Genomic DNA, 24339 nt, shown 5'->3' with positions numbered 1-24339 from the left:
ATAGATGATCCGGTCCCTGTGGAACCGGATTTTTTGCTGTTACAAAGCTTATATGTTGCTCTTCACAAGGTTATGTTTAGGCTTCATGCACAGATTCTTTATCCTCCGCTATACGATTCATCTGATCGGCCACTTTATCTAAGCGCTCCAATTGATATCCGTAATCATAAATTGCAGCAGCCACAACATATAAACGCAGCTGACCTATTTTCTCTGCATTGTACCCCAAAATCGCAGTATTCAGGAATTCATCATTGTCTTCCCCCAAGGGTTCGGATTCATTGGCATTGGGCTTTAATTTGTCTTCAAACTTAAGTAAGATATGCTGATGATATTTGATTAAATGTTCCAAATGATTATCAAATAGAGCATCTGTATGTTCGGTCCGATCCGCCTGGAAATAATGCCGATCTACGGCCTCGAGAACATCGTAACCTTTTTGCAAAGAAGCTAACAGGTTCTTATACACAACCATTTGTCTAGTCTGGCTATACTTGGCCCGTTTTAACTGCTTCTGCTCCTCCTCAAACAATGCATACTTATCAGCCAACGATTTTATGGATGAATGCAAAGCATTTTTTTCATCACGAAATACACTTTCCTTCATCTCATGAGAAACCGCTGTTCTCAGCAATAAAGAGAGGCTTGAAAAAACATTCTCAATTTGCTTAATGTATTGTTTACGAGGTTTTGGAGGAACGACAATAATATTGATTAGAAATGCAGAAACAATACCTGTCAAAGTTAATAAAAAACGATTAAGTGCGAATTGCCATTCACCCGAAGCCTCCATCACTGTTATTACAGTAACTAATGTAAGACTTATCGTATCCGCCCGGTTGATTTTCATACTGATCATAATGACTAGAATACAGACCAAACCGACTGCTATTGGGCTGTTGGATAACAGCATCCCTCCGAGTAAAGCCAGAACGGCCCCCATTGTACTAGTCGTGAGCTGGTCAAGAAAATAACGCCAAGAGCGATAAATAGAGGGCTGCATAGCGAAAATCGCCGCAATCCCTGCACCCACGGCAGAAGGAAATTGAAGCATTACAGCTAAATACAGGGCTAGCGTAACGGCCAAACCTGTTTTAAATATGCGAGCTCCTAAAGCCAAACCTATCCCTCCTAAAAATTAGCCCACGCTACAATATGAACATCAGCGAACCCTCGTACTTCTAATTACCCCAGCCTGGAGTTGATGAATTTTAAGAACCTTTAAGCTCTCACTCATGTTTCTTTCAGCTTTCAGGGAATACTAATTCGAGTAGTGCTTATCACATAACATACGAGGTGAGTGAATGAATAACAATATCAAAAGATTAATGACTTTCACGACCGTTATTTTTCTCAGCCTGTCTCCAGCCCTTGCGCCAATCGGAAGTGCTTCTGCTGAGAATGTAACCCCTACAGCCACCGCACCTGGTGCCCATCCTTCAGAGAAAGGTCACGGTCACCATCCAGGAAAAGACGGAAAGGTTAGGGCTGGTGGACATTTCATTATTTTTGAAACGGCTAAACTGCTGGAAATGGATCGTACAGAGCTAATCAATAGCCTGAAAGCAGGCAAAACGCTCCCGCAGCTTGCTCTTGAGAAAAAAGGCTGGACGGAAGATCAATATATTCAGAAGCTCTGCGAATCGGCAAACCAACGGCTGGATCAAGCCATCACCGAAGGACGTCTGACAAAAGACGAAGCCCAAAAGCTTAAAGCAGGACTTCCTGCGATGCTGAAGCAAAGAATAAGCAAAATGGGGCAATTCCAGGATCGCAAAACATCTGAACAACATGTGACGACTCCTTAAACAATCCTCTTACACATAAAGACGGATATCTTCATGCGTTATGAAAGATATCCGTTTTTGTATCTATCCTACTTCTTACGCGAGCTCTTGTAGATTTGAAATAAACAAATGGACAACATCAGCCAAGCGCCACTAGCCATATATCCCCCAATTACGTCACTCGGGTAATGAACACCCAGATAGATACGGCTCCAGCCAATCCCCACGGTCATGAATACGGCGAACATTATTAATAAGACCCGTTCATGCCTCCGCCGCAGATGACGCCACAATAAAAAGGCAATAACGCCGTACAAAGAGAATGCTGCCATTGAGTGCCCGCTCGGAAAACTATAACCAATCTCTTCAACAATGCGATGTAAATTCGGACGTTCTCTGTGAAAACATAACTTCATTATTGTATTCAAGAGCTGTGAGCCTAATCCAACCCACAGGAACAAGATTAATTCAAATCGGTGTTTCAGCAAAAAATAGAGCAGTGCCATGGTAACGATAGATAGGCCAATAGCGATCTTAGAGGAACCAATCAGAGATAAACCTTTGGCGAATGAGGTCAACCCCGGTGATTCCGCTGATTGTACCCCATCAATAATATAGTTATCAAAGGTTGATACCTTATTCATACTTACAAGGACAGCTATAACGGCGAAACAAGCAGCAAACCCTAAAAAAAAGCGAAAAGCTCTAGACCAGTTCTGATAATAAAGCATAAATACCTCCATGTCTATTCAGGTGACTGTTGATCTCATTTCCAGTGAGGGACTAACCCATGTTATAATTATTGAGAGAAAAAAATTCACAGAAGATGGAGTGCTGCCAAAGTGGAGAGTTTAAAATTGCAAGAACGATTGTTGAACCAGTTCATTTCCACAAAGGTGCCTGTGACGATTTTTACGACGAATGGTGTGAAAATGCAAGGGCTCGTAACTTCGTACGATGCTTTCACAATCACTTTACAAGGTCAAGGTGATGGCAGGCAAAATGTACTATTCAAATCTGCAGTATCCACTATTGTACCTCTTAAGCCCGTTTCGCTCAAATAGTCTACTCCCTCATTCACCACATCAACCAGATAATCACAGACTTTTATTTTCAAAAAAAAGGGAACACCGGACTTTATATCCGGTGTTCCCTTTAGCATTTCCCAAGATCACTGATTCACTCTTCAAATGGAGTAACTTTATACAGGAACATTTACGGGCTTCACACATACCGGTTTGGATACTTCAGCTGTATTTCCAGTAAATTCGAGTCGGCCACTTGCCGCTTCTATTGAAAATACAACCAGGTTATTCGCATCACGATTTGCCACGATAAGATAAGCTCCATCTGGTGTCAATGCGAAGTGACGTGGATGTCCCCCACGAGTAGATACATATTCCAGATGTGTAAGCTTAGCAGATGCATTATCCACAGCATACACAGCGATATTATCAGCCCCACGGTTTGAAGCGTACAGATATTTTCCGTCCTTGGAAATGGCGATTTCAGCGCAAGTATTCTCTTCGTTAAAATCATCAGGCAGCGTCGGCACTGTATCTACAGTGTGCAGAGTGCCTGCGGCACTGTCATATGTAAACGATGTAATGGTGGAATCCACCTCGTTAATTACATAAGCAGACTTTCCGTCTGGATGAAAAGTGAAGTGGCGTGGTCCCGCTCCTGGATGCAGCGCCGTATCACCATGCACTTCTAGCTTATTGGTTTCTCTATTGATTCTATAGGCACGAATTAAATCAAGCCCAAGATCAGATACAAACACATACTGCCCGTCCGGACTAAAAATAGCGGAATGGGGATGAGGGCGGTCCTGCCGTTCAGGATGCTGGCCATGACCTGAATGTACGGCCACATCAACTAATTGATCCGCAGCTTTCTCTTCATTTAATTTGATCAAACCAACGCTTCCACCATGATAACTACATACAACAACGTATTCATCATTCAAATCTCTATTGATATGGCAGGTGGTTGTTTGACGGTTGCCAGAAACAGGCATGGAGGGAATGCGTTTCAGTTCACTCAATTTCCCGTCTTTTGGATCAATGGCAAAGGTAACAACCTCGCCTTCTTTTCCACCCTCACCATTCGGTTTTTCTCCTATAGCATATAGACGTTTTTCAGCGGTATCTACATTAACAAAGGTAGGATTAGTTAAGCCCTGCACCGAATCCAGCAGCTTTAGCGTACCACCTGCAGCTCCATCGAATTCAAACACCTGCACTCCGCTTTCCGCGGCACTTGCATAAGAACCTGTAAACAGCAATAACTTATTCTGCTCATTCATCTCTATATTCCTCCTCAAAAGTATTGCTACTTCACACTCATTAGATGTGATCATCTATATAATCTACAATTTTTAAACGTTAATTACAAACGATAAAGTTAGAAATGTACGAAACAATTCAAAAATGGGTCTTTCCTACGATTAACTGTTGTGATATAATGAAAGCGCTAACATTAGTCTTTTATTCCGTATAAAGGGGGAACATGAATGAGTAGCATCCTGCTGGAAGCCAGAAATGTGTACGAGGACTTCGAGGTGGAAACAGACATTCTGTTCTTTAAGGTCGGGGACCATGATTTGGTCATTTTTCACGGCAGAAACTATAACATAAAAAAGAGAATGACTGCCGAGCAATTAAATCGATTGTTGTCCAATTCAAGTTATTATCATGTGTACGGTGGCTGTTATGTCAACCTGAACAAGATCAGCTCTATCGCAGATGACTGCATTTATTTCGGTGAAATGGGCCTGTATGCTAAAAACGTACGTGTCCCAAGACGAAAACAAGAAAGCATTCGTCATCTTCTGAAAGGACTGAAGTAGACATCTTAATCCCATTAGCCGGAAGGGCATGTTACTGGTGCCATTTCCGGCTTTTTGCTTTTTATTAATAGAAACTTAAAAAGATCCTGCCTTTTTTTATACTTTCTTAAGGTTTAGGATTAGGATTTCTGTTAAAGTTGTAAATAGACAAGCAACACCTATATTGAAGGGAGTCATTACTAATAATGGACAAAAAAGATCTGAATGGAAATGAGAACTTAGAAAACAACGGTACCACGGAAGAAGAATTGAACACTTCCGAGATTATCAATGAAGAGGTTGAAGTAGCGCAAGTTGCTGCTGAGGAACCTGTGAATACAACAAAAGCAGACAGTATTCCAGTCATGAACAAAGTCGGTGCGAACAACGCTACGCCACCTACACCTCCGACTGCTCCTAGAAGCAATAAAGCTTGGATGATTGCCTCTATCGTATTAGCTGCAGCACTAATCATTGTTCTGGTCGTCCAAAAAGACGACAGCAAAAAAGCTGTTGCAACAGTAAACGGAACAAAAATCACAAAAGAACAACTTTATGATAAATTGATCGAAGCAGGCGGAGAAAGCACGCTGCAATCTATGATTACAACTGAGCTTGTTGATCAAGAGGCTAAAAAAGCTAACGTAACTGTTACAGATGAAGACATCAACACTGAACTTGAAGATCTTAAAGCACAATTCGGCGGAGAAGCTGCCTTTAATGCTGCTTTGTCCCAAAGCTCAATGACTGTAGACGACTTGAAAAAGCAAATGCCGCTGCAAGTAAAGCTGCGTAAAATCCTTGAGCCACAAGTCACTGTAACGGATGATGAAATCAAAGAATACTATGACACAAATAAAGCTACTTTCAGTGAAGAAGAACAAGTTCGCGCTTCCCACATTCTCGTTGAGACTAAAGAAGAAGCAGATGCAATTCTGAAACAACTGAAAGAAGGCGCAGATTTCGCTACTCTTGCCAAGGAAAAATCCTCTGATACGGGTTCCAAGGATAATGGCGGAGATCTAGACTTCTTCAAACGTGGCGATATGGTAGCTGAATTCTCTGATGTAGCCTTTAAGCTAAAAGTTGGTGAAACCAGTGATGCTGTCAAATCCGATTATGGTTATCACATCATTAAAGTAACCGACCATAAAGATGCTAAAGACTATACACTGGAAGAAAAGAAAGATGAAATTCGTAAAACACTAGTTTCGCAAAAGGTTTCCGCTCTGTCCTCCACTTGGATGTCAGAAACAACTGAAAAAGCAAAAATCACGAACACACTTACTGACGCTAAAGAAGATGCAGCTGCAACAGCTGAGCCAACTGCAAGCGCAGCAGCAGGAAATGAATCCACTAAATAATTGTGCCCGTCAAAAAGCAGGACAAGCGTTAATAAACGCTGTCCTGTTTTTTTATATCTATGTTCAGGCCTTTGATTAAACCTTAATGGCCTTTTTTACGGATTTGTTTATCGTGGTTCTCCCCCCACTCTTTCGCCTGCGCTGTGGCAATTGAAATCGCCCGCCCCTCCTCATAACCATCTTCGAGGAGCGCATTCGCAATATCGATTGCCTTATTGCGAACAGGTGCTGTGAAGTTCTTCAATGATTCTGGATAATCCTCTTTGTTCCATGGCATACCAAAAACCTCCTTAACCAGTCTATATACATACTTAGCCTGGTTAAGGAGGTTTCAAACGCTTATTTCACTTATTTAAAGACTTTAACACGATCTTCAATCGGTTGGAATTGTTTCTCACCAGCAGGAGTAACTGTTTTACCAAATGGCAATTGAGCAATCAATTTCCATTCTTGCGGGATGCCCCATGCTTCTTTTACTTCATCATCAATCAGTGGATTATAGTGCTGCAAGGATGCACCTACACCTGCTTCAGAAAGTGCTGTCCATACTACAAATTGCAGAATACCAGAGGATTGGTTAGCCCAAATTGGGAAGTTCTCAGCATATAGAGCGAAGTTCTCTTGCAGGCTCTTCACTACCGTTTGATCTTCGAAGAATAGTACGGAACCGTAACCTGCTTTGAAAGACGCTAATTTTTGCGCTGTTCCTTCAAATTGTTCGGCAGGAACGATTTTACGCAATGTTTCTGTAGTGATATCCCATAGTTTATCGTGTTGTTCTCCAAGAAGAACAACGGCTCTTGAGCTTTGGGAGTTGAAAGAAGTTGGGCTATGTAGCACCGCTTGTTCAACGATTTCTACAATTTGTGCATCCGAAATCGTAGATTCTTTACTAAGGGCATATATGGAACGTCTTCCTTTTACTGCTTCAAAGAAATTGTTAGACATAAAATAACTACCTCCATTAATTTTAGTAACTTACTTTTGTATATCTTAGCACCTTTTTTCTGAAAACACAACAGTTATTCACAACTTATTTTGTCGGGTATATTCGTTGCCAACTCTTATTGTCGCATTTATGGGCTTAATTATGCACCTGATCTATTAATCATTAATCACTTCAGGCGGGCTAGAAACTGCCCTCTTCCTTTTCCGATATACACCACGAGCTAAAATGCGCTACAATAGTGCAGCAAATGTATAGAAGGAAGGTTATGCTCATGAAATTCCCAAGCGAGAAAGCCCTTGTTCGGCATAGAAAATCAGCCTTAATCTCATTATTGCTGCTCCTTTCAATGAGCTTGGCTCTAACTAGCTGTAAAGACACAAATTCGTCTAATTTAACCTCAACAGCACAAGATCCGAATGATCTTCACCCCCTCACTTTCTGGGTGGCAACGGACACTCACTTCTTAGATAAGAAGCTACAGGATGGCGGTACAGCTTTTCAAAAATATGTAACTGGCGGTGATGGAAAAATGCTGCCTTACAGTGATGAAATCCTTGAAACCTTGGTTTATGACGCTGAGCAGCAGAAGCCTGATTTTCTCATCCTGAGTGGAGATTTAACAAATAACGGAGAACGCAGCAGCCATCAGGAGCTAACCCAAAAATTAAAGCGAATCGAAGCACAAGGAACCTCTGTTTATGTCATTCCAGGCAACCACGATTTATTTAATCCTTGGGCCAGATCCTTCAGCGGGGATAAGCAGCTTGTTACGGATTCCATTACAGACAAAGACTTTACCAAGATGTATGAGGATTTCGGTTACAAAGAAGCTGTATCACGTGATAAAGAATCACTAAGTTACATCGTTAAGGCAGCGCCAAATTTATGGCTCCTTATGATTGACAGCAGCCAATATCATAACAATCAGAAATACGGTTTCCCCCAAACGGACGGACGCCTGACCGCCTCTACCCTATCATGGATAGATAATTCTGTTAAACTGGCTGCCAAGGAGCATGCTTCTGTTCTCACGGTTATGCACCACAATCTACTAAGCCACACCTCTATGTCTGTTTCAGGCTTTAAGCTTAACAACAGTCAGGAAACAATAAAGGTACTTCGTGAAAATGAACTTAATTTAGTCTTGTCAGGCCATATCCATATGCAGGACATCCGGGTAGACCCGGTAACTTCTTCGGAAGAAACGCCAATTTATGATATCGCAACAAGTGCAATGGCTGTCTATCCACATCAATACGGAGCGATGACCTTCGATCCCCTGAGCAGAACCGTCAATTATGAAGCAACGCCCTTAAATGTAGAGGGATGGGCTAAAGCTAATGGCAATACAGATCAGAATCTTTTAAACTTCAAGACCTATGCTGAGGATACTTTTGCTACAAACTCTTATAACAAAGCTATGGATGGTTTAAAGGAGAGTTCCTTTACGCAGTCTGAAAAGGCATCGATGGCAGAGGTAATGGCCAAGCTAAATGTAAGATATTTCGCGGGGACAGCCGGCAGCTCCTCAGAAGATATTAAAGCGATGCCAGGCTACAAGCTTTGGGAAGGCCTACAAGAAGGTTTCTTAGGTGGATACATCCAAAGTATGACAGAGGATAAAGAGCTTAGTAATATAGCTTTAGAGGTGGTATTAACGAAGCAATAACTGGATTATGTATTCATATGAAAAACCCAGCCTCCACCCGCATTTATGCGTCAGATGGAAGCTGGGTTTATTGTGTTAATTAATCGTTAAGATACAACTATTTCCGTACAATAGTAATCCAACCATCTTCATCTACCGACACAGTAGCATGAAGCGCTTCAGCAAGCAGACGCAAGGATACATATGCATCGCCATACTCGTCAACAAATACAGGTTGGGCAAGCTTTACAGCCGTGCCGTTAATCAAGGCTTCGGAAGAACCGATTTTGAATACCAGTTTATCTCCGTACACACCATCAGTAACGTTAATTGCACGATTGGCCGTATCCCATTCTACAGTAGCATCTAAATCTTCTGCCAAATAACGCAGTGGGATATAAGTAGTGTTCTTGTCTACAATCGGGTAATAATATTCGTCATCAGGTTCGATAACAATGGTTCTCTTCGTAATGCCCAGATCATCCTTCAATATACGATATACATCAGAATCTGGGGCAAAGTTTCTCAAAGTCTCTCCAGGTGTAAGTCCGGAAGAAATATCAAGTGCACCTTCAGTGCTGATTGGATCAGCGGTTACAGCACCGCCAATGTTCCAAATCTGACTGGAAGCTTTAAGCGAGAGGCTCTTCAATGGGAAATCCTCGGTACCCGGAAGAGCCACTTTCAGATCAACATTCTGTTTACGCACATGCAGAGCACTATCAACGAAAATATCAACAGATAACTTCGTATCCTTACTCAACACGGTCTTCATCTCAGGAGTTGATTTGTAAAGACTGTCCACTTGATTGTCATATACTAGCAGCAATGCATCAACAGCCAATTTGGCAGCATCATGCAATACAGTTACGACAGCTTCTTTATCATCCAGTGGAATATCTCCGAATCCCAGATTGAAAATATCGCCAGAACCGTCTTCATCCATAGCTTTGATCACAGGGTACAGATAGTCGTAAAGACCACCCACCAATTCAGTAAAACCTTCTGTGTCTTTGGAAACAGACTTCAGGAAGCCTTTTAACAATGCAGGAAGCTCATCACCAGTCACTTCTGCATGCAGCTTCGTCATGTTCAACTGCTCACCATACACAGCATCACTAACCGGTGTAATGTTGATTACGCCAGGATTTGGAAGATTCTTAACAACGAATTTCGTCAACAGCTTACTGACATCTTCAGCTTTTGCCGTATCCAATCCTACTTCACCTAAGATTTCATCGTATCCTTGTACAGGGAAGTAGAACGGTTGTTTTGCTCCTTCAACTGTAAAAGCAAGTGTTTGTTTGTCCATAAACAAGGTGAATGGAATATTCAATTGTTTATAACCAACAGTTCCTTGGGCCGATAAACTCCCATTATCTTGTAACTTAGCTTTACTAATATTCAAGGAAAAAGAATTAATAAGATCAACCATTTCCTTATCTTCCGCGCTAATTCCCTCTATGGGCTCAGCATTCATGGAAAAAGTCATACTGGATTCTGATGATTTAACATCAACATCCCCAATCAACGCCTTATTAACATCGAACCCCCCTACCGACTGACAGCCGGCAAGAACTAGCATCAGTGCGACAAAAGGCAAAAACCACTTCAATTTCGCTTTAACTCTACTCATAGCATGTCTCCTTCATCTTATTTTGTGAAATCAATCCATTATCTCAGCTAAGGTAAGTTTTGTAAATCAAAGTTCCTTTTATTGTAAAATGTTTAGAAATTCAACAAACTTCGCCATTCGATCTGAGCCCAATCCTTGTAAATTACAGCCTTGACTATCGCCAACATCAGTAAATGTGCAGGATAAAATGACCACCACATCCAGCGCGGAACCCGGTGCCGCTCCAAGCGATCCCAAATTAAAGGCGTAAAAGCAATCAGCAAGGTAGGTAAAATACTGAGCATCTGTACAACCCAATAATTATAAAACATATAGAAAAGATTCAGTGCCAGATGGGCTCCAACAAGCCAGTACGATTTCGTATAACGAAAAATCAATACTAAGAGCAAACCGTACGCATTATAATCTATAGGGTAATAATCCATTAACACTATAACAGCAATTACCACAGGTATACCAAGCCATAGTGAAGGCAGCTTGTCCAAAATTACCAGTACGATTGCTGACAGCAATAACGTAAACACCACGTTCCAGCCACCAGAATTTAGCGCTAGATTATAGGGAATCTGGGCAATAATCGCAATCAAGAGCAACCGAAATAAATATTTAGGTCTGGATGAAGTATGGATATGTCCCTGCACAAGCCCATAACAATAAATCGGAAAAGCTATTCTCCCTACATATCTCCAAGCAAGATTCTCCGGGAAAAAGATATAGCCAATATGGTCGATTAGCATCGTCAGCATGGCAATAATCTGCATTACAATCCCCCTTAAGCATGTTGAAATATAAATTCGCCAAGTCCATCCTCATTTCCTTTACCAATAAGCAAATGAAGACCGCGTAGAAACGATCATCCGATTTCTGTGCACCTCCCCCCTTGACTTTATCGAATACTATTGAGTAATATTAACTAGCAACAGAATATGGCAATGATCAAAGACATGATTTCCTACACGAACTGTCCAGAGAGAGAAGTCCAGGCTGCAAGCTTCTCCAGTTACCGGTTGTGAAGTTACCCCTTTGTAGCCGTGGCGCTGAATCCGTAGAACTTTGTTTTTTCGGTAGTATGCGGCACCGATTTATCCCCGATATCGGATACCAATGAGGTCCTGTCTATATGACAGGTCGAATTAGGGTGGAACCACGAGCTGAACGCACTCGTCCCTTTCTGGGAGAGATGCGTTTTTTTGCGTTCACAACTAACAATATTTGAGAAATGGAGGCTAAAATCATGAAGATCAAGGTAACACTGCAAGATGGAACAATTAGAGAGGTACTGCAAGGAACAACGATTAAAGAAGCAGCAGGTGCCATAAGTACCAGTCTGAAAAAAAATGCTGTAGCTGGAAAAATTGATGGAAAATCTGTTGATCTAAACCAAGCGATCGAACATGATTGCCGGCTCGATATTGTTACGTTGGATAGCAAAGACGGTCTTGAGGTTTATAGACACAGTACTGCACATATCATGGCGCAGGCCATAAAACGTATATATGGAGATAAAGCTGTCCAGCTAGGCATAGGTCCTGTTATCGAAGACGGCTTCTACTATGACATTGATATTGAGAAACCTCTATCCACTGATGATCTTGCTGCAATCGAACAAGAAATGGCGAAAATCATCCAAGAGAATCACCAGATTGTCCGCCGTGTGGTGAGCCGCGCAGAGGCCATTAAACTTTTTGAAGAGCTAAATGAGCCTTTAAAGCTGGAGCTTATTCATGATCTGCCGGAAGACACAGTATTAACTATTTATGATCAAGGTGAATTCTCCGATCTTTGCCGTGGGCCACATCTTCCCTCTACTGGCTTGGTCAAAGCCTTTAAGCTGTTGAATGTAGCGGGTGCCTACTGGCGTGGAGATTCCAATAACAAAATGCTGCAACGTATTTATGGAACTGCCTTTCCTAAAAAAGCGCAGTTAGAGGAACATTTACTGTTTCTTGAAGAAGCTAAAAAACGTGACCACCGTAAGCTCGGCAAAGAACTTGAGTTGTTCATGTTCTCTGAAGAAGCGCCAGGCATGCCCTTCTATCTTCCCAAGGGAATGACAATCCGTACAGAGCTTGAGAACTTTGCCCGGGAATTACAAAGACAGAGAGATTACGATGAAGTTCGCACACCGCTGATGATGAACAATCGGCTTTGGGAGCAGTCAGGACACTGGGATCACTACAAGGACAATATGTATTTCACAGATGTAGATGAAACAAAATTTGCCCTTAAGCCGATGAACTGCCCTGGGCATATGCTAATTTTCAAAAATAATCTGCATTCCTACCGGGAACTGCCTATCCGTATCTCGGAATTCGGTCAAGTGCATCGCCATGAATATTCCGGAGCACTGAACGGGATGATGAGAGTCCGCACTTTCTGCCAGGATGATGCTCACCTCTTCGTTTTGCCAGAGCAAATTGAGGATGAAATAAGACGGGTAATCTCACTGATTGACCATATTTATCAAGTGTTCGGCTTTGAGTATAAGATTGAATTATCTACTCGGCCGGCAGATTATATGGGATCTGAAGAATTATGGGATCAGGCTGAACAATCTTTACAAAATGTATTAGACAATCTCGGGATCGAATATCGTGTGAATGAAGGGGATGGCGCGTTCTATGGACCTAAGATTGATTTCCATATCTTAGATGCGCTAAAACGAAGCTGGCAATGTGGAACAATCCAACTAGATTGGCAAATGCCAGAGAAATTCGATCTTACTTACATCGGGGAAGATAATCTTAAACATCGCCCGGTCGTAATCCATCGCGCTGTTTATGGGTCGATCGATCGTTTTATGGGGATTATTACTGAACATTTCGCTGGAGCTTTCCCACTGTGGCTCGCACCTGTTCATGCGAAGTTATTGCCAGTCTCTGAGAACTATGTTGACTATGCACTGCAAGTGAAGCATCACATGGAGAAGGCTGGCATTCGTGTCGAAGTAGATATCCGAAATGAGAAGTTAGGCTACAAAATTCGTGAAGCTCAGCTTGAAAAAGCACCTTACATGCTCGTACTTGGAGAGAACGAAAAAAATTCCGACACTGTCTCTGTAAGAAAACGTGGTGAAGGTGATCTTGGTTCGAAGAGTATCCAAGACATCATTGAACAGATTAATGAAGAGATTATTAGTAAAAGATAAATTTAAGGGGCTGTCTAATCGTAGAGAAACTACGTTTGAGACAGCCCCTTCTTTATAACCTATTCATGTCAACTGAACTCTATTTTACGTACAGGCGGCTGCTTTCTTCCCAATATTCGCCTGGTTTCAGGCTGAACAAGCCGATTTCATCAGCAGGAAGATCTACCATTGGCGCATTTACCAAGTTAATTTGTGGTTCAGGGCAGAAGAACTGTTCTGTAGCACCATTATTCCAGATCATCCATTGTTTGTACGAAGTCCCTACATCGTACACCAAGGTTACTCCAGCTTTGCTATCGGTAAGCTCCATCCGGTTGCGTCCGTTCTGAGGTACAGCCGTGTAGTGATTGTCCATCGATGCAAAATATGGATTCACACCTTCTTCACGAAGCTGAACTTCTCCTGGCTCCAACGCCTGGAATTTGCCTGTTGGCAGCATGCGGTCGTTGAGCTCCCATCGCTCGCCAATAGTAGCTTTTACGCGGTAATCTTGTGCCGTGCTTCCTGGTGCGAAAGGTGCGTTAATGGCAGTGTGGAATGCCAGCAAGCAAGGCATCACATCTTCTCCATCATTGTGCACCAACACCTGTTGAGATAATCCTCCTTCGCCGAGGGTATAACGCAATTTGATCGTATACTTATGTGGCAAATACTGATAAGAAGGATGATTCTCATCCACCTTGATGAATACGGTTACGAAGCTTTCAGTCTTACCGCTGCCATATTCTTCGACTTCCCAAGCTGCAGTATGTAAAAATCCGTGTAAATGGTTGCCCGTTGCAACTTCATTTACTGGGAATTGATAAGTTTGACCATTCCATGGAAATTTACCATCCTCATAACGATTTGGAGGAAATAATACAGGAATTCCGTGAATCCCCGGACTTGCCTTGAAGGCTTCCATTTCTTCAGCTCCAGGCTCATGCAGGAAGCGATATCCGTTTTCGGTATCACGGAAACAGATCAGGTTGCCGCCAATGCCTGGCAGAATAGCTGCCTCATAACGACCGGCTTTCAACCAGATAGCTGCTTCTCCTTCATATTGTCCTTCATACGCTGTGATTGACATAATATATTGTTCTCCCTTCCAGTGTCTGATAATTGTCTCCACTTGATAGATTACCACATCTAGTCATGAGGTGACATGCTCTTTTTACAATTGCTCCACTTCTACGCTCATTACATGTTCAATTTTCTTCACATCGTAATAGATTTCTGTTGCGTAATCCCGATCCGGTGCTGAGATCACCATATCGATCATTTGTCTGCCATCTTCCAAATCTTTAATTTTCATTCTTCGAATCGCTCGGGATGGACCTCTAGTACTACGCTGCGAGCTGACCTGAGGCCGCTCGATTTTTTGGATCACTTCTGTAAGCACAAAATTAGCTTCCATAATGATCCTCACTGAAACTTCATGTTTATTCAGTACTTCTGGTCCTAGCGAACGGATTAAATGAGGAACTAAATTCACAGCAAACATCAGCAGAATAACCGCATATGCTGCCTCAATATAGAATCCCGCACCCACAGCTATACCAATTCCAGAAGCTGTCCAGATGAGTGCTGCCGAAGTAAGGCCCGAAATGGCATCTCCGCCTCTACGCAGAATAACACCCGCACCCAAAAAACCAATCCCGCTGACAATCTGAGCCGCAAGCCGCATTGGGTCCATGTTGGGATGCTCTGGTCCTGCGAACTTATCAAAGGCATGGATAGACACCACTGTGACAAGACAGCTCGCAATGCTTATGACCATACTGGTCCGTATCCCCAGCGGTTTCTGCTTGATCTGTCGGTCAATCCCGATGAACAGCCCGAACAGCATGGCCACTAGTAACTTCATTAATGATTCCAATTGAAAATCCATATCGCAATCTCCTTTCTCCAGAGATACTCCATTATAACGGAAATTGGAGATAATGATTAGCTTTATTTTACAACAAAAAACGGCATAACCATCCTCAGCGCATATGCTCTTTCGACCCGTGTGGTCCGGCATAGCGACGAGGATGGAATCCGTTATGAGAGGCCAAGATTATGTTGAAAAACTAACCATGCAGAAGCGACTCTGCACCGTCACAATAAATTTCCGTCCCCGTAATATGATCTGAATCTTCAGACGCCAGAAACAGCGCCAGCTTCGCTACTTGATCAGGTCGCCCCGGACCTTCTTCCAACGGTTGATCTCCCTCAGGAAATTCTACTGGGATTTTCACTTCTTTCAGATCCTCTGATGGAAAAGTGTTGTCATCTATATTGGTCTTTATAGCCCCAGGACAGATCGCATTTACGCGGATTTGAAATTGAGCCAGTTCCAGTGCCGCCATTTTCATAAAAGCAACCTGTCCTGCCTTTGTCGTACTGTAAGCAGAAAAACCAACATTAGAAAATACACGATTTCCGTTAATGGAGCTGTTGATCAGGATGCTGCCTCCGCTTTCTTTTAGATGCGGTATCGCATATTTAACAGTCGCGAAGGTTCCACGCAGGTTAATATGAATGGTCTGATCCCAAGCTTCAATATCCATCGTTTCAATAGGCGTCATCGCCCCATTAATCCCTGCGTTGGCAAAAACAACATCAAGACGACCCCATTTCGCGGCCGCCTTATTTATCGCCGCTTCCACTTGTGGTGGTTCAGCAACATCACATTCGATAACTAGGGCTTCTCCGCCCTCTTTCTCCACTTGCTGTCTAACCTTTTCAGCGTTCTCTACAGTTCTGTCCAATAATACAACTTTGGCTCCGTTACGTGCGAACTCAAGCACGGTTGCCCGGCCAATTCCTGAGCCGCCTCCGGTTACAACTGCAACCTTACCTACAAGCTTTTTATCTGCCATATCGTGATATCCTCCTTCTTATCATGCAAGTCTTCCAGTTAAGTTCTTTCCTTAACCTTAACCTTGCATACAGAAGTTGAACCGACAGATATTTACTTTTCCTTTAGGATTATTATTCTCCCTGACGAAGATGAATGATGAGATCGTTTAATCCAACTTCCCGGATCCCTTCCACTATAAGCTCAGCTAGAAGACGAGCCCCTAAAATCTGAAAATGTGTATTATCCTGCACCCCACCTGGATGCGCAATAAATTCTCCTGGATAGCTCCACATGAATAAATCTTTTGAGCCCTCTGAGCCATAAGCTTCAAAGAGCTTGCGGCTCTTCTCGGCTAAATCAATCAGTGGAACCTGCTCGGTATCTGCGAGTTCCCGCATGGCGATTAAATAATCTCCATGCGTGTCTACAATTGCTTCTTCACTATCAAATCTTCGCCGATGTACAGAGCTCACAAGAACCGGATAGGCCCCCGCTTCTCGGGCGACTGTAATCAACCGGAGCAAATGTTCTTTATATGTAGTAAAGGGCTCGGTATGTCTTAAATCATCAGTTTTGGAATCATTATGTCCAAACTGGAGGAACAGATAATCTCTGGGTCTGATATCTGCGGCAATGCCCTCCAAATGCCCTTCCTCAATAAAACTCTTGGAACTGCGTCCAGAAAGTGCTCGATTATCTACAGCTATTCCGGCTTTGAAGCAGCGTGGCAGCAGTTGGCCCCACCCCGCATAGGGGTAACCTTCTTCCCCTTGATCGGTCACCGTGGAATCTCCCGCCAGAAATAAGACTAGCGCTTCATTGTCCATCTGAATGTCCAAGGCGTTAATACGCGGTGCCGCACCCGAGAACGATAGCTTTAGCTGCCCATCCTTAACCCTAATTGCAAAGGATTCGCGCAAATATTGGCCCGCAGGCACATTTAGCGTGTCCAATACGAACTTGCCTTCTCCAGCTTTGATAAATGTGCTGGTATCTGCCAGAGCATCACCCAACAGCAGCGTAACACGGTAGATCCCATTCGGGAGATCCAGAAGAAAAACTGCTTTCTGTGGGATGCAGCAATCGCTTCGCAGTATATCTGTTCCCCCTCTGAAACGACCAAAGACGGAGGAATCAGAAGTGAAACCATACCCTATTTCCTTAGAATAAGATGTGTCCGGCCGAATTTTGGTGTAGCCAGGCTCAGCTTCCTTAATCCCAAAATCAAAACGATAGCTATCCAAATTCAGCCGCACCTTTCTTAATTAGAGATTTAAAACATTTATATTCGTTTGCTGAAATCAACCTTTCAAACCACTGGTGCTGATTCCTTCTACAATCTGCTTTTGGAAGATAAAGAAGATAATCATGACTGGTGCCAAACTTAGAACAGACATGGCGAACATTGGACCCCAGTTGGATACGGACTCACTGTCCAGGAACATTTTCAGCCCCATCGAAACTGTATATTTAGAAGGTGAGTTCAAGTACAATACCGGTCCAAGCAGGTCTTCCCAGCGCCAATAGAAGGAGAAGATCGCCGCAGTAGCCATAGAAGGACGAATGAGTGGAAGTATAATTCTGAAATAAAGTCCAAATTTCCCACAACCATCGATGGTAGCCGCTTCATCAAGTTCAACAGGAATGGTCCGAATAAACTGCAGCATTAGGAAAATGAAAAACGGGACACCGAAGAACTGTGGAACAACGATCGGTTTGATACTGTCGAGCCATTCCAATTTGGCATAGATAATGTATTGAGGGACGAGCACCACATCGGAAGGAAGCATCAGGGTCATCATCATGATTCCGAACCATAAGCCATGGCCTACAAATTTATTGCGGGCAAAACCAAAGGCAACCAGTGAAGATGAAATGACTGCGCCCAGTGTTGCGACAATAACAATTACAAAAGAGTTCTTGATGAAGACACCAAAGGAGTAACCTGCAATACCTTCCCAGCCTTTAGCATAGTTCCCCCATTCCCATGGATCAGGTATAAGGTGCTGCGCTGTAACAAACACAAGCCGGCTCTCTTTAAAAGAACTCATGATCATCCACAGAATCGGATACAGCATAACGATAGCGAGGCCACCTATAAGAATGTGATAAAGCGGCCATTTCAGTTTAATTTTCGCCATGGATTATTTTCCTCCTTCCGACTCGTAGAAGACCCACGATTTGGATGTCTTGAACAAGATTCCGGTCATGATGCCGACAAGCAACAACATTACCCAAGCCATAGCCGAAGCATAACCCATATTATTAAACATAAAGGCCTGACGGAATAAATAGAGAGAATACAACATAGTGCCGTCCATAGGTCCGCCTTCACCTTTAGAGATAATATAAGCTGGAACAAAGGTCATGAATGCGCTGATCGTCTGCATAACTAGATTAAACAGAATCACTGAACTTAAGAGTGGCATAGTAATCTTGAAGAACTTTCTGAAGAATCCGGCTCCATCTACACTAGCTGCCTCATACATTTCACCAGGAATATTTTTAAGACCTGCCAGAAAGATCAACATGGATGAGCCAAACTGCCACACAGATAGAGTTATCAACATGATAAGCGCAGCGTTCGGATTGCCAAACCAACTTACCGGTCCAATTCCGAAAAAGCCAAGCATGCCGTTAATAATTCCAGTATCACTAAAAATATTACGCCACATGATGGAGACCGCCACACTACCCCCTATAATAGAAGGTAAATAATAAGTTGTCCGATAGGCTCCTACCATACGTGATTTCGTATTTAGAATCATGGCCACAAATAATGCGAAGGTTAGACGTAAAGGCACACCGATAAATACGTAAAGCAGCGTTACCTTTAGTGAATGCAAATATTTCGGGTCATTTGAGAACATTTTGATGTAATTATCAAATCCAATCCACTTAGGTGGAGCGAATAAATTGTATTTGGTAAAAGAAAGATACAGCGAAATGATCATCGGGATCAGTGTGAAGCAAAGGAAGCCAATGACGAACGGACTGATGAAGGCATATCCTGTAAGGTTGCTTCGTAACCGCCGGCCGGTGAGGTTCTTTTTCTTAACAGCCAATGGATTCGAAGGTAGGGGATTCGTTAATGCCAAGGGTCTCCAACTCCTTTTTATGTGAATAATATGGGAAACGGGATGCCGCCTAGCGAAATGGCATGCCGTTTCCCATGTGAGACGCAGTATAGTTATCTGTTACCCTACGATTAACGGCTGGAGAGAATAGAGTTCGCTTCTTTTCGGAACTGTGCTGCTGCTGCTGCTGGATCGATTTTTCCGAAGTTCATTTGTTCAGCAAGGTCTGTAAGCAGGGCTACAACCTCTGGTGATCCAACCGGTGGACTCATAGGTGAAGTAGTAGGCTCCATGTCAGCAACAAACTTAAATACTTGCTTACCGGAATCAGTTAATTGTGTAGCTACAGATTCTTTGATTTTGCTTGAAATCGGTACTCCGCGTTCGCCTTTGATCAGGTTGTTAGCTTCCACATCATTAATCCAGAAATCAACGAACTTCGCTGCTTCTTCCTTCACTTTAGAGTTAGAAGTAATTGACCAATACATACTTGGCTGCATGTAAAGCCCTTTATCCATATCTGGACCAGGCATTTGTGCCAGCTCCATAGGACGATTTACAGCGATTTGCAAAGCAACGTATTGGTTCGACCATTGCCATACACCGATACCTGTCCCTTTAACAATATCCGACTCTTCAATAACCCCTTTATTTTGGCTCAGTTTGTCTTGTGATGGGACCGCTCCATCTTTAATCAGACCAGACAACATTCCGAAAAAGTCAGTGAACAACGCATCGTCCTCATAGCCAAGTGCGGAACCATCATTGTTATAGAGTGCCAGCCCTTTTGTACGCAGATAATAGTTGAAGAACACGTCTGCTGCCATGGAACCGTCCATATACAGTCCAGCCGACTTAGCTTTCGCGGCGATTTCCTTGTATTGATCCCAAGTCCAGTTCTCTGGGATAGAATCAACACCTGCCTTTTTCAGCAATTCTGGATCATATTGAAAACCAAGTACGTTAACCCCTAACGGAATTCCGTATTGCTTCTCACCGATCACTCCAGTACTCAGCACGTTCTCATTCACATCGCCGACTTGAATCTGAGAGTTCAAATAAGGTTTCAAATCTTCGAGCTGTCCGTTAGATCCATATTGATTAATATAGGAAATATCCATTTGAACGATATCAGGAAGTCTATTTGCAGCAGCTTGCGGAGCAAGCTTTTTCCAGTAATCATCAAAGGATGCATATTCAGGCTCAATGGTTACATTCGGATATTTGGCTTCATACATATCAATAACTTGTTGTGTATAAGAATGTCTTGTATCTCCACCCCACCATGCGATACGCAGGGTTACTGGTTCTGCTGAGGTCGTGGCCGCAGGTTTCGTCTCCGAAGGAGTATTTGTAGCGGAATCCGTAGCAGCAGCATTGTTATTGTTGTTACCTCCACCGCAACCAGCTAACATTGACGACAGCAATAATGGTACGGCTAGTAAAGCGAATCTCTTTTTCAATTTCATGTCCCCTTTTCCTATGATAGTGTAAAGGCTCTGATCCCTTTAGGTAGCGCTTTCATTGGTTAAATTTTCTCAAATATTCCGTGATTATTGAATACAAAAAACCGTCTTGTTTGTTCAATAATCAGTTCGCTTGAGGGGGTTTCATGAAATCTGTAGGGGTCTGGCCGGTTACTTTTTTAAAAACCTGACTGAAATATTGTGCATTTCCACCGAAGCCGAACATTTCAGCCAGTTCAAATACTCTTACATCCCCACTTCTCAAAATATGCTCCGATGCTTTAGCAATCCGGTAATTGGTTACATAATTCGAGAATTTCTCCCCGGTAATTTTCTTGAATATTTTGCCGAGATAGTCGGGATTCATATATAACATTTCAGCAGCGACCGAGCTAAGCGACAGCTCTGCATTCTTGTAATCCTCTGCGATAATTTTGAACATTTTGTCTACAATCAGCGATTGCCGGGAACTAAAATGTCGGTCATACATCGCTGTTAAGCGAACCGCTGCCTCTTTGACATATGCTTTTAAACCTCCCAAGGTTCTAATTTCGGCAAGCTCCGCCAAGCCCGATGTGAAGCTATTTCTTTCATCAGGGACTGCTAAACGAATCATAGCGGAATATAACTGTAAAACATATGAACGCGTCACGTTAATATCTAACCGTTCATCCGCGAGCAAGTTGAATAATCGTTCCAATTCCAGCTCTACCGTATTTTGGTCACCTGACTTGATTAGTAGACAAATATGCTCTTCATCTAGCTCGATATCATTTCTTCCACTTAGCTCATCACTTGGGATATCACTCCCGGTAATCAAACCGCCCGCCTCCAAATAAAAACGATGGTTCAGGCACTGCAAGGTCTGACGATACAATCTCCGGGAATGAATCATAAGGTCAGCATCACTAATCGCGATTGTCACATCCATTTTATAAAACTTGCAGAAGACCTCTCTTACTTCAGCGATACGTTTAAGCAAGGGGCTATTCTGCACCGTATTTCCTTCGTCTTCCAGTAATATTAATAAATGACCGCCTATCGTCGCACTCAGGAGTGTTTCCTGAAGTACGTCCTGGGCAATATTTTGCAGAGCGAACAATTGCTCATATTCGTAAGAACCTTCCAGCCGGAACAGGAGCAAGCGTACCGTTTTGTCATTGAGTTCAATGCCGAATAATTCCTGATAGTACTCTAGATCCTGACTTCCATAAGTTTTGTTAGAGATCCATTCCTTCAAAAATTGTTCTTTCACATGGGGCAATACCTTCTGAAGACGTTGTTTCATGCTATTTACGAATTCGCCCCGGCTCTTCTGTTCATCGAGCTCCGCTACCAGCTCAACCAGTGCATCATGGATCTGATTCTCATTGCACGGCTTTAAAAGATAATGTTTAACCCCGTTCTGCATAGCAATACAAGCATAATCAAAATCCTTATAACCAGTCAGCATAACGAATTTCACGTCTGGAAATCGTTCACTGCATTTTTGCACCAGTCCCAAACCATCTAAACCAGGCATAGAAATATCCGTAATCACTATTTCAGGGTTAAGCTCCTCTATTTTCACCAAAGCCTCAATCCCGTTCCACGCCGTGCCTACAAGCTCTGTTCCCGCTCGTCCCCAGTCCACAACCTGCGATATCCCTTCCAGAATCAAGCGTTCATCATCCACCAGCAGCAGTTTATACATTCTCTAGCACTCCTTTTAAGTAAGGTATACGCACATGTATAGTTGTTCCTTGACCCGGTTCACTTTCTATGGAAGTGCCCCATTCAGGACCGAAGACGATTTGAATCCGTTCCGCGATATTAGCTAAGCCGATGCCTTCTCCACGGGTCTTAACTCTTCCCATCTGCAAATCTTTGATAAATTCAGCGCTCATTCCCGGTCCATTATCACTGACTCTGATATCGAGCCCCTGCTCATCTTCACTAACTGTTATAGAAATGGTACACGGTTCAATATTAGGCTCTAGTGCATAGCGGATAGCATTTTCGATTAAAGGCTGCAAGGTCAGCTTCGGAATCAAAGCGTCATGCAGATGTTCAGGTACATCCATCCGGAAATCAAGCCTCTCATCAAACCGTGTTTTCTGGATAATGACATAATTGCGCACGATAGTGATCTCTTTTTCAAGTGTAATCAGCGGATCCTTTAGACCAATAGAGCTGCGGAACAAGTAACCGAGCGCTTCTACCATTTCTGAGATTTTGGCTTGTTTGTTCATTTTGGCTAACCAGTTGATCGATTCCAGTGTATTGTACAAAAAATGCGGATTAATCTGGGCCTGCAAAGCTTTTAGCTCTGTCTCTCTAATAATCAGCTGCTTCGCATAGTTCTCATCAATAAGCTCTCTGATCCTGCGGATCATCATTTTAAAAGTCCGGTTTAGCTGACTAACCTCGTCCTGCGCAGTCTGTGAAACCACACCTAATGACTGTTCCTCCAGATTGTCCAGATCGCCCTTCTCGATTTGCTTCATTTTTTTGGTCAGCTTAGAGATCGGACGTACAATACTGCGAGCAAGCCTGTAGCCTAAAAGGAGACCAATTAATAAGATTAGTGCGAATATGATGACGACCAGCTTTTTGACAAAAGTAATATGTTTGAACATCTCATTAAATGGAGTGGCATTGATGTAGATCCAATCTATATAAGATGATTTCGTCTTGGTTATAAAATAAGTACCTTCTTGATATTTGGCCGTGCGATATAGCTCCGGACGTTCTGTCTCTTCTTTAAGCTCATCTGGCAAAAGAATCGGTGCTTCAGGATAGATTGCCTGTCCCGTCGTGGCATCAACTGCGATTAATTGATCAGTATCGCTCGTACTATCCGCAATGATTAGGTCGATCCGAATACGGATCACGAGTGTTCCCAGATCATCCAGCGTAAACGTTGACCCTGTATAAGATTTAATCTGCCGAACCGCCAAAAGTGAATTTCTGTTTCCTTGCGGATACCACACTATACTCCCGCTAGCTTCCGCAGCTAACGGCTTTAACTGATCCTGCAGATCCTGTGATACCCCTTCACGATTGCCCGCAGTCATTACTCCGCCACTCGTATCCATCAGCATCATGGAATAAACGTATTTCTCTGCCCCTGCAAAAGCAACCAGCCTGTTTATGATCTTGTTATGTAGAACTTGTCTTTCATAAGGCTGTGGATCATTCTGCAATTGGCGCAGGCATTCTTGAATTTGCTCATCAGACACCACTGTAAAAGAAAGCTGATCCAATTCTCTTAGGGCATTTTCGATGCTAATGGAGGACATCCCCAGTACCTCAGAGGCCTTTTCATAAATTTGCTTGTCATAGATACGATACACATATTGTAAAACGGTCAAAGAGAATAAAAAGGAAAGTAGAAGCAAAAAGGAAATAATCAGTATCATTTTGTTGAAAATGCCCGAACTTCTGTAAGCGCTAACATTTTTCCAAATCATCTGCATTCTCCGCTCCCTAAATATGATAATTTTCATTTATTATCACTATAATTCCATTATAAACCATAATGTTCCATTTGGGTAAATTTACGTGAACTGAAAGATAAGGATAGTATAATGGCTCGGCGAAAAAATTCCTATGTAAAAAAGGGCTCGAA

The 24339-nt window shown here is 42.8% G+C and carries 22 protein-coding genes; 6 read left to right on the top strand and 16 right to left on the bottom strand.

The window, feature by feature from the left end:
* Nucleotides 1–76: 76 nt before the first annotated feature.
* Entirely contained in the window at nucleotides 77–1120 is a 1044-nt protein-coding gene (locus NYE58_RS15230; RefSeq protein ID WP_076125912.1) for an FUSC family protein, read from the bottom strand.
* A 184-nt stretch (nucleotides 1121–1304) separates the two neighbouring features.
* On the opposite strand from NYE58_RS15230, the gene NYE58_RS15225 reads away from it, so the two are divergent.
* Nucleotides 1305–1808, top strand: coding sequence for a hypothetical protein (locus tag NYE58_RS15225; protein WP_076217723.1), 504 nt, complete (start codon nucleotides 1305–1307; stop codon nucleotides 1806–1808).
* A 68-nt stretch (nucleotides 1809–1876) separates the two neighbouring features.
* Here the strand turns inward: NYE58_RS15225 and NYE58_RS15220 are convergent, their stop codons facing one another.
* The gene (locus tag NYE58_RS15220) at nucleotides 1877–2518 is read right to left on the bottom strand and encodes a phosphatase PAP2 family protein (protein WP_076125909.1); all 642 of its coding nucleotides are present in this window, start codon (nucleotides 2516–2518) and stop codon (nucleotides 1877–1879) included.
* Nucleotides 2519–2629: 111 nt separating this feature from the next.
* On the opposite strand from NYE58_RS15220, the gene hfq reads away from it, so the two are divergent.
* On the top strand, nucleotides 2630–2851 hold the full coding sequence (gene hfq / locus NYE58_RS15215; RefSeq protein WP_036686247.1) for an RNA chaperone Hfq: 222 nt from the start codon (nucleotides 2630–2632) through the stop codon (nucleotides 2849–2851).
* Between the two features lie 137 nt (nucleotides 2852–2988).
* On the opposite strand, the gene NYE58_RS15210 is transcribed toward hfq, so the two are convergent.
* Nucleotides 2989–4095 (bottom strand): lactonase family protein, encoded by a 1107-nt coding sequence (locus tag NYE58_RS15210; protein WP_341002230.1) that lies wholly within the window; start codon nucleotides 4093–4095, stop codon nucleotides 2989–2991.
* A 207-nt stretch (nucleotides 4096–4302) separates the two neighbouring features.
* On the opposite strand from NYE58_RS15210, the gene NYE58_RS15205 reads away from it, so the two are divergent.
* Both NYE58_RS15205 and NYE58_RS15200 read left to right on the top strand, forming a co-directional pair.
* Nucleotides 4303–4638 (top strand): LytTR family transcriptional regulator DNA-binding domain-containing protein, encoded by a 336-nt coding sequence (locus tag NYE58_RS15205; protein ID WP_036686243.1) that lies wholly within the window; start codon nucleotides 4303–4305, stop codon nucleotides 4636–4638.
* Between the two features lie 185 nt (nucleotides 4639–4823).
* Nucleotides 4824–5981, top strand: a complete 1158-nt coding sequence (locus tag NYE58_RS15200) for a peptidylprolyl isomerase (protein ID WP_076275844.1) — start codon at nucleotides 4824–4826, stop codon at nucleotides 5979–5981.
* Between the two features lie 82 nt (nucleotides 5982–6063).
* Here the strand turns inward: NYE58_RS15200 and NYE58_RS15195 are convergent, their stop codons facing one another.
* Nucleotides 6064–6258: a hypothetical protein gene (locus NYE58_RS15195; RefSeq protein ID WP_036686240.1), complete on the bottom strand. Its 195-nt coding sequence runs from the start codon at nucleotides 6256–6258 to the stop codon at nucleotides 6064–6066.
* Nucleotides 6259–6329: 71 nt separating this feature from the next.
* Complete coding sequence (locus NYE58_RS15190; protein WP_076125903.1) at nucleotides 6330–6929, bottom strand: nitroreductase family protein; 600 nt, start codon at nucleotides 6927–6929, stop codon at nucleotides 6330–6332.
* Between the two features lie 272 nt (nucleotides 6930–7201).
* Here NYE58_RS15190 and NYE58_RS15185 point away from each other — a divergent pair, with 272 nt between their 5' ends.
* On the top strand, nucleotides 7202–8599 hold the full coding sequence (locus NYE58_RS15185) for a metallophosphoesterase (RefSeq protein ID WP_076189892.1): 1398 nt from the start codon (nucleotides 7202–7204) through the stop codon (nucleotides 8597–8599).
* A 97-nt stretch (nucleotides 8600–8696) separates the two neighbouring features.
* On the opposite strand, the gene NYE58_RS15180 is transcribed toward NYE58_RS15185, so the two are convergent.
* Both NYE58_RS15180 and NYE58_RS15175 read right to left on the bottom strand, forming a co-directional pair.
* The gene (locus NYE58_RS15180; protein ID WP_076125900.1) at nucleotides 8697–10214 is read right to left on the bottom strand and encodes a copper amine oxidase N-terminal domain-containing protein; all 1518 of its coding nucleotides are present in this window, start codon (nucleotides 10212–10214) and stop codon (nucleotides 8697–8699) included.
* A 92-nt stretch (nucleotides 10215–10306) separates the two neighbouring features.
* The gene (locus NYE58_RS15175; RefSeq protein WP_341002228.1) at nucleotides 10307–10975 is read right to left on the bottom strand and encodes a TraX family protein; all 669 of its coding nucleotides are present in this window, start codon (nucleotides 10973–10975) and stop codon (nucleotides 10307–10309) included.
* 473 nt (nucleotides 10976–11448) lie between these two features.
* Between NYE58_RS15175 and thrS the strand changes: the two genes are divergently transcribed.
* Nucleotides 11449–13362, top strand: a complete 1914-nt coding sequence (thrS, locus tag NYE58_RS15170; protein WP_076125897.1) for a threonine--tRNA ligase — start codon at nucleotides 11449–11451, stop codon at nucleotides 13360–13362.
* Nucleotides 13363–13441: 79 nt separating this feature from the next.
* Here the strand turns inward: thrS and NYE58_RS15165 are convergent, their stop codons facing one another.
* The 9 genes from NYE58_RS15165 to NYE58_RS15125 form a co-directional block, all read right to left on the bottom strand.
* Nucleotides 13442–14431, bottom strand: coding sequence for an aldose 1-epimerase (locus NYE58_RS15165; protein ID WP_076275846.1), 990 nt, complete (start codon nucleotides 14429–14431; stop codon nucleotides 13442–13444).
* Nucleotides 14432–14515: 84 nt separating this feature from the next.
* Complete coding sequence (locus NYE58_RS15160) at nucleotides 14516–15232, bottom strand: MgtC/SapB family protein (protein WP_036686231.1); 717 nt, start codon at nucleotides 15230–15232, stop codon at nucleotides 14516–14518.
* A 181-nt stretch (nucleotides 15233–15413) separates the two neighbouring features.
* Nucleotides 15414–16205 carry an SDR family oxidoreductase gene (locus NYE58_RS15155; protein ID WP_076105002.1) on the bottom strand — a complete coding sequence of 264 codons (792 nt, stop codon included), beginning with the start codon at nucleotides 16203–16205 and terminating at the stop codon, nucleotides 15414–15416.
* A 112-nt stretch (nucleotides 16206–16317) separates the two neighbouring features.
* Nucleotides 16318–17430 carry a rhamnogalacturonan acetylesterase gene (locus NYE58_RS15150; RefSeq protein WP_076217717.1) on the bottom strand — a complete coding sequence of 371 codons (1113 nt, stop codon included), beginning with the start codon at nucleotides 17428–17430 and terminating at the stop codon, nucleotides 16318–16320.
* Nucleotides 17431–17487: 57 nt separating this feature from the next.
* Nucleotides 17488–18327, bottom strand: a complete 840-nt coding sequence (locus NYE58_RS15145; RefSeq protein WP_038570347.1) for a carbohydrate ABC transporter permease — start codon at nucleotides 18325–18327, stop codon at nucleotides 17488–17490.
* A gap of 3 nt (nucleotides 18328–18330) precedes the next feature.
* Entirely contained in the window at nucleotides 18331–19251 is a 921-nt protein-coding gene (locus NYE58_RS15140; protein ID WP_076105030.1) for a carbohydrate ABC transporter permease, read from the bottom strand.
* A 143-nt stretch (nucleotides 19252–19394) separates the two neighbouring features.
* Nucleotides 19395–20732 carry an extracellular solute-binding protein gene (locus tag NYE58_RS15135; RefSeq protein WP_036686225.1) on the bottom strand — a complete coding sequence of 446 codons (1338 nt, stop codon included), beginning with the start codon at nucleotides 20730–20732 and terminating at the stop codon, nucleotides 19395–19397.
* 121 nt (nucleotides 20733–20853) lie between these two features.
* Entirely contained in the window at nucleotides 20854–22422 is a 1569-nt protein-coding gene (locus NYE58_RS15130; RefSeq protein ID WP_341002227.1) for a response regulator, read from the bottom strand.
* Nucleotides 22415–24181: a sensor histidine kinase gene (locus tag NYE58_RS15125; protein WP_341002226.1), complete on the bottom strand. Its 1767-nt coding sequence runs from the start codon at nucleotides 24179–24181 to the stop codon at nucleotides 22415–22417. The genes NYE58_RS15130 and NYE58_RS15125 overlap by 8 nt, the downstream gene beginning before the upstream one ends.
* Between the last annotated feature and the right edge of the window lie 158 nt (nucleotides 24182–24339).

The organism is Paenibacillus sp. FSL L8-0708 (assembly GCF_038009325.1).
Taxonomy (GTDB): domain Bacteria; phylum Bacillota; class Bacilli; order Paenibacillales; family Paenibacillaceae; genus Paenibacillus_AQ; species Paenibacillus_AQ odorifer.
The sequence above is the reverse complement of the archived record's forward strand: the minus strand, read 5'-3'. Positions and strand labels throughout refer to the sequence as shown.

What these genes read in the sequence shown, in the direction of transcription:
- NYE58_RS15175 (WP_341002228.1), bottom strand. Translation starts at nt 10,975, where the DNA reads ATGCAGATTATTGCCATGCTGACGATGCTAATCGACCATATTGGCTAT.
- NYE58_RS15125 (WP_341002226.1), bottom strand. Translation starts at nt 24,181, where the DNA reads ATGATTTGGAAAAATGTTAGCGCTTACAGAAGTTCGGGCATTTTCAAC.
- NYE58_RS15160 (WP_036686231.1), bottom strand. Translation starts at nt 15,232, where the DNA reads ATGGATTTTCAATTGGAATCATTAATGAAGTTACTAGTGGCCATGCTG.
- NYE58_RS15145 (WP_038570347.1), bottom strand. Translation starts at nt 18,327, where the DNA reads ATGGCGAAAATTAAACTGAAATGGCCGCTTTATCACATTCTTATAGGT.
- NYE58_RS15155 (WP_076105002.1), bottom strand. Translation starts at nt 16,205, where the DNA reads ATGGCAGATAAAAAGCTTGTAGGTAAGGTTGCAGTTGTAACCGGAGGC.
- NYE58_RS15130 (WP_341002227.1), bottom strand. Translation starts at nt 22,422, where the DNA reads ATGTATAAACTGCTGCTGGTGGATGATGAACGCTTGATTCTGGAAGGG.
- NYE58_RS15165 (WP_076275846.1), bottom strand. Translation starts at nt 14,431, where the DNA reads ATGTCAATCACAGCGTATGAAGGACAATATGAAGGAGAAGCAGCTATC.
- NYE58_RS15135 (WP_036686225.1), bottom strand. Translation starts at nt 20,732, where the DNA reads ATGAAATTGAAAAAGAGATTCGCTTTACTAGCCGTACCATTATTGCTG.
- thrS (WP_076125897.1), top strand. Translation starts at nt 11,449, where the DNA reads ATGAAGATCAAGGTAACACTGCAAGATGGAACAATTAGAGAGGTACTG.
- NYE58_RS15205 (WP_036686243.1), top strand. Translation starts at nt 4,303, where the DNA reads ATGAGTAGCATCCTGCTGGAAGCCAGAAATGTGTACGAGGACTTCGAG.
- NYE58_RS15225 (WP_076217723.1), top strand. Translation starts at nt 1,305, where the DNA reads ATGAATAACAATATCAAAAGATTAATGACTTTCACGACCGTTATTTTT.
- NYE58_RS15180 (WP_076125900.1), bottom strand. Translation starts at nt 10,214, where the DNA reads ATGAGTAGAGTTAAAGCGAAATTGAAGTGGTTTTTGCCTTTTGTCGCA.
- NYE58_RS15185 (WP_076189892.1), top strand. Translation starts at nt 7,202, where the DNA reads ATGAAATTCCCAAGCGAGAAAGCCCTTGTTCGGCATAGAAAATCAGCC.
- NYE58_RS15195 (WP_036686240.1), bottom strand. Translation starts at nt 6,258, where the DNA reads ATGCCATGGAACAAAGAGGATTATCCAGAATCATTGAAGAACTTCACA.
- NYE58_RS15210 (WP_341002230.1), bottom strand. Translation starts at nt 4,095, where the DNA reads ATGAATGAGCAGAATAAGTTATTGCTGTTTACAGGTTCTTATGCAAGT.
- NYE58_RS15190 (WP_076125903.1), bottom strand. Translation starts at nt 6,929, where the DNA reads ATGTCTAACAATTTCTTTGAAGCAGTAAAAGGAAGACGTTCCATATAT.
- NYE58_RS15220 (WP_076125909.1), bottom strand. Translation starts at nt 2,518, where the DNA reads ATGCTTTATTATCAGAACTGGTCTAGAGCTTTTCGCTTTTTTTTAGGG.
- NYE58_RS15200 (WP_076275844.1), top strand. Translation starts at nt 4,824, where the DNA reads ATGGACAAAAAAGATCTGAATGGAAATGAGAACTTAGAAAACAACGGT.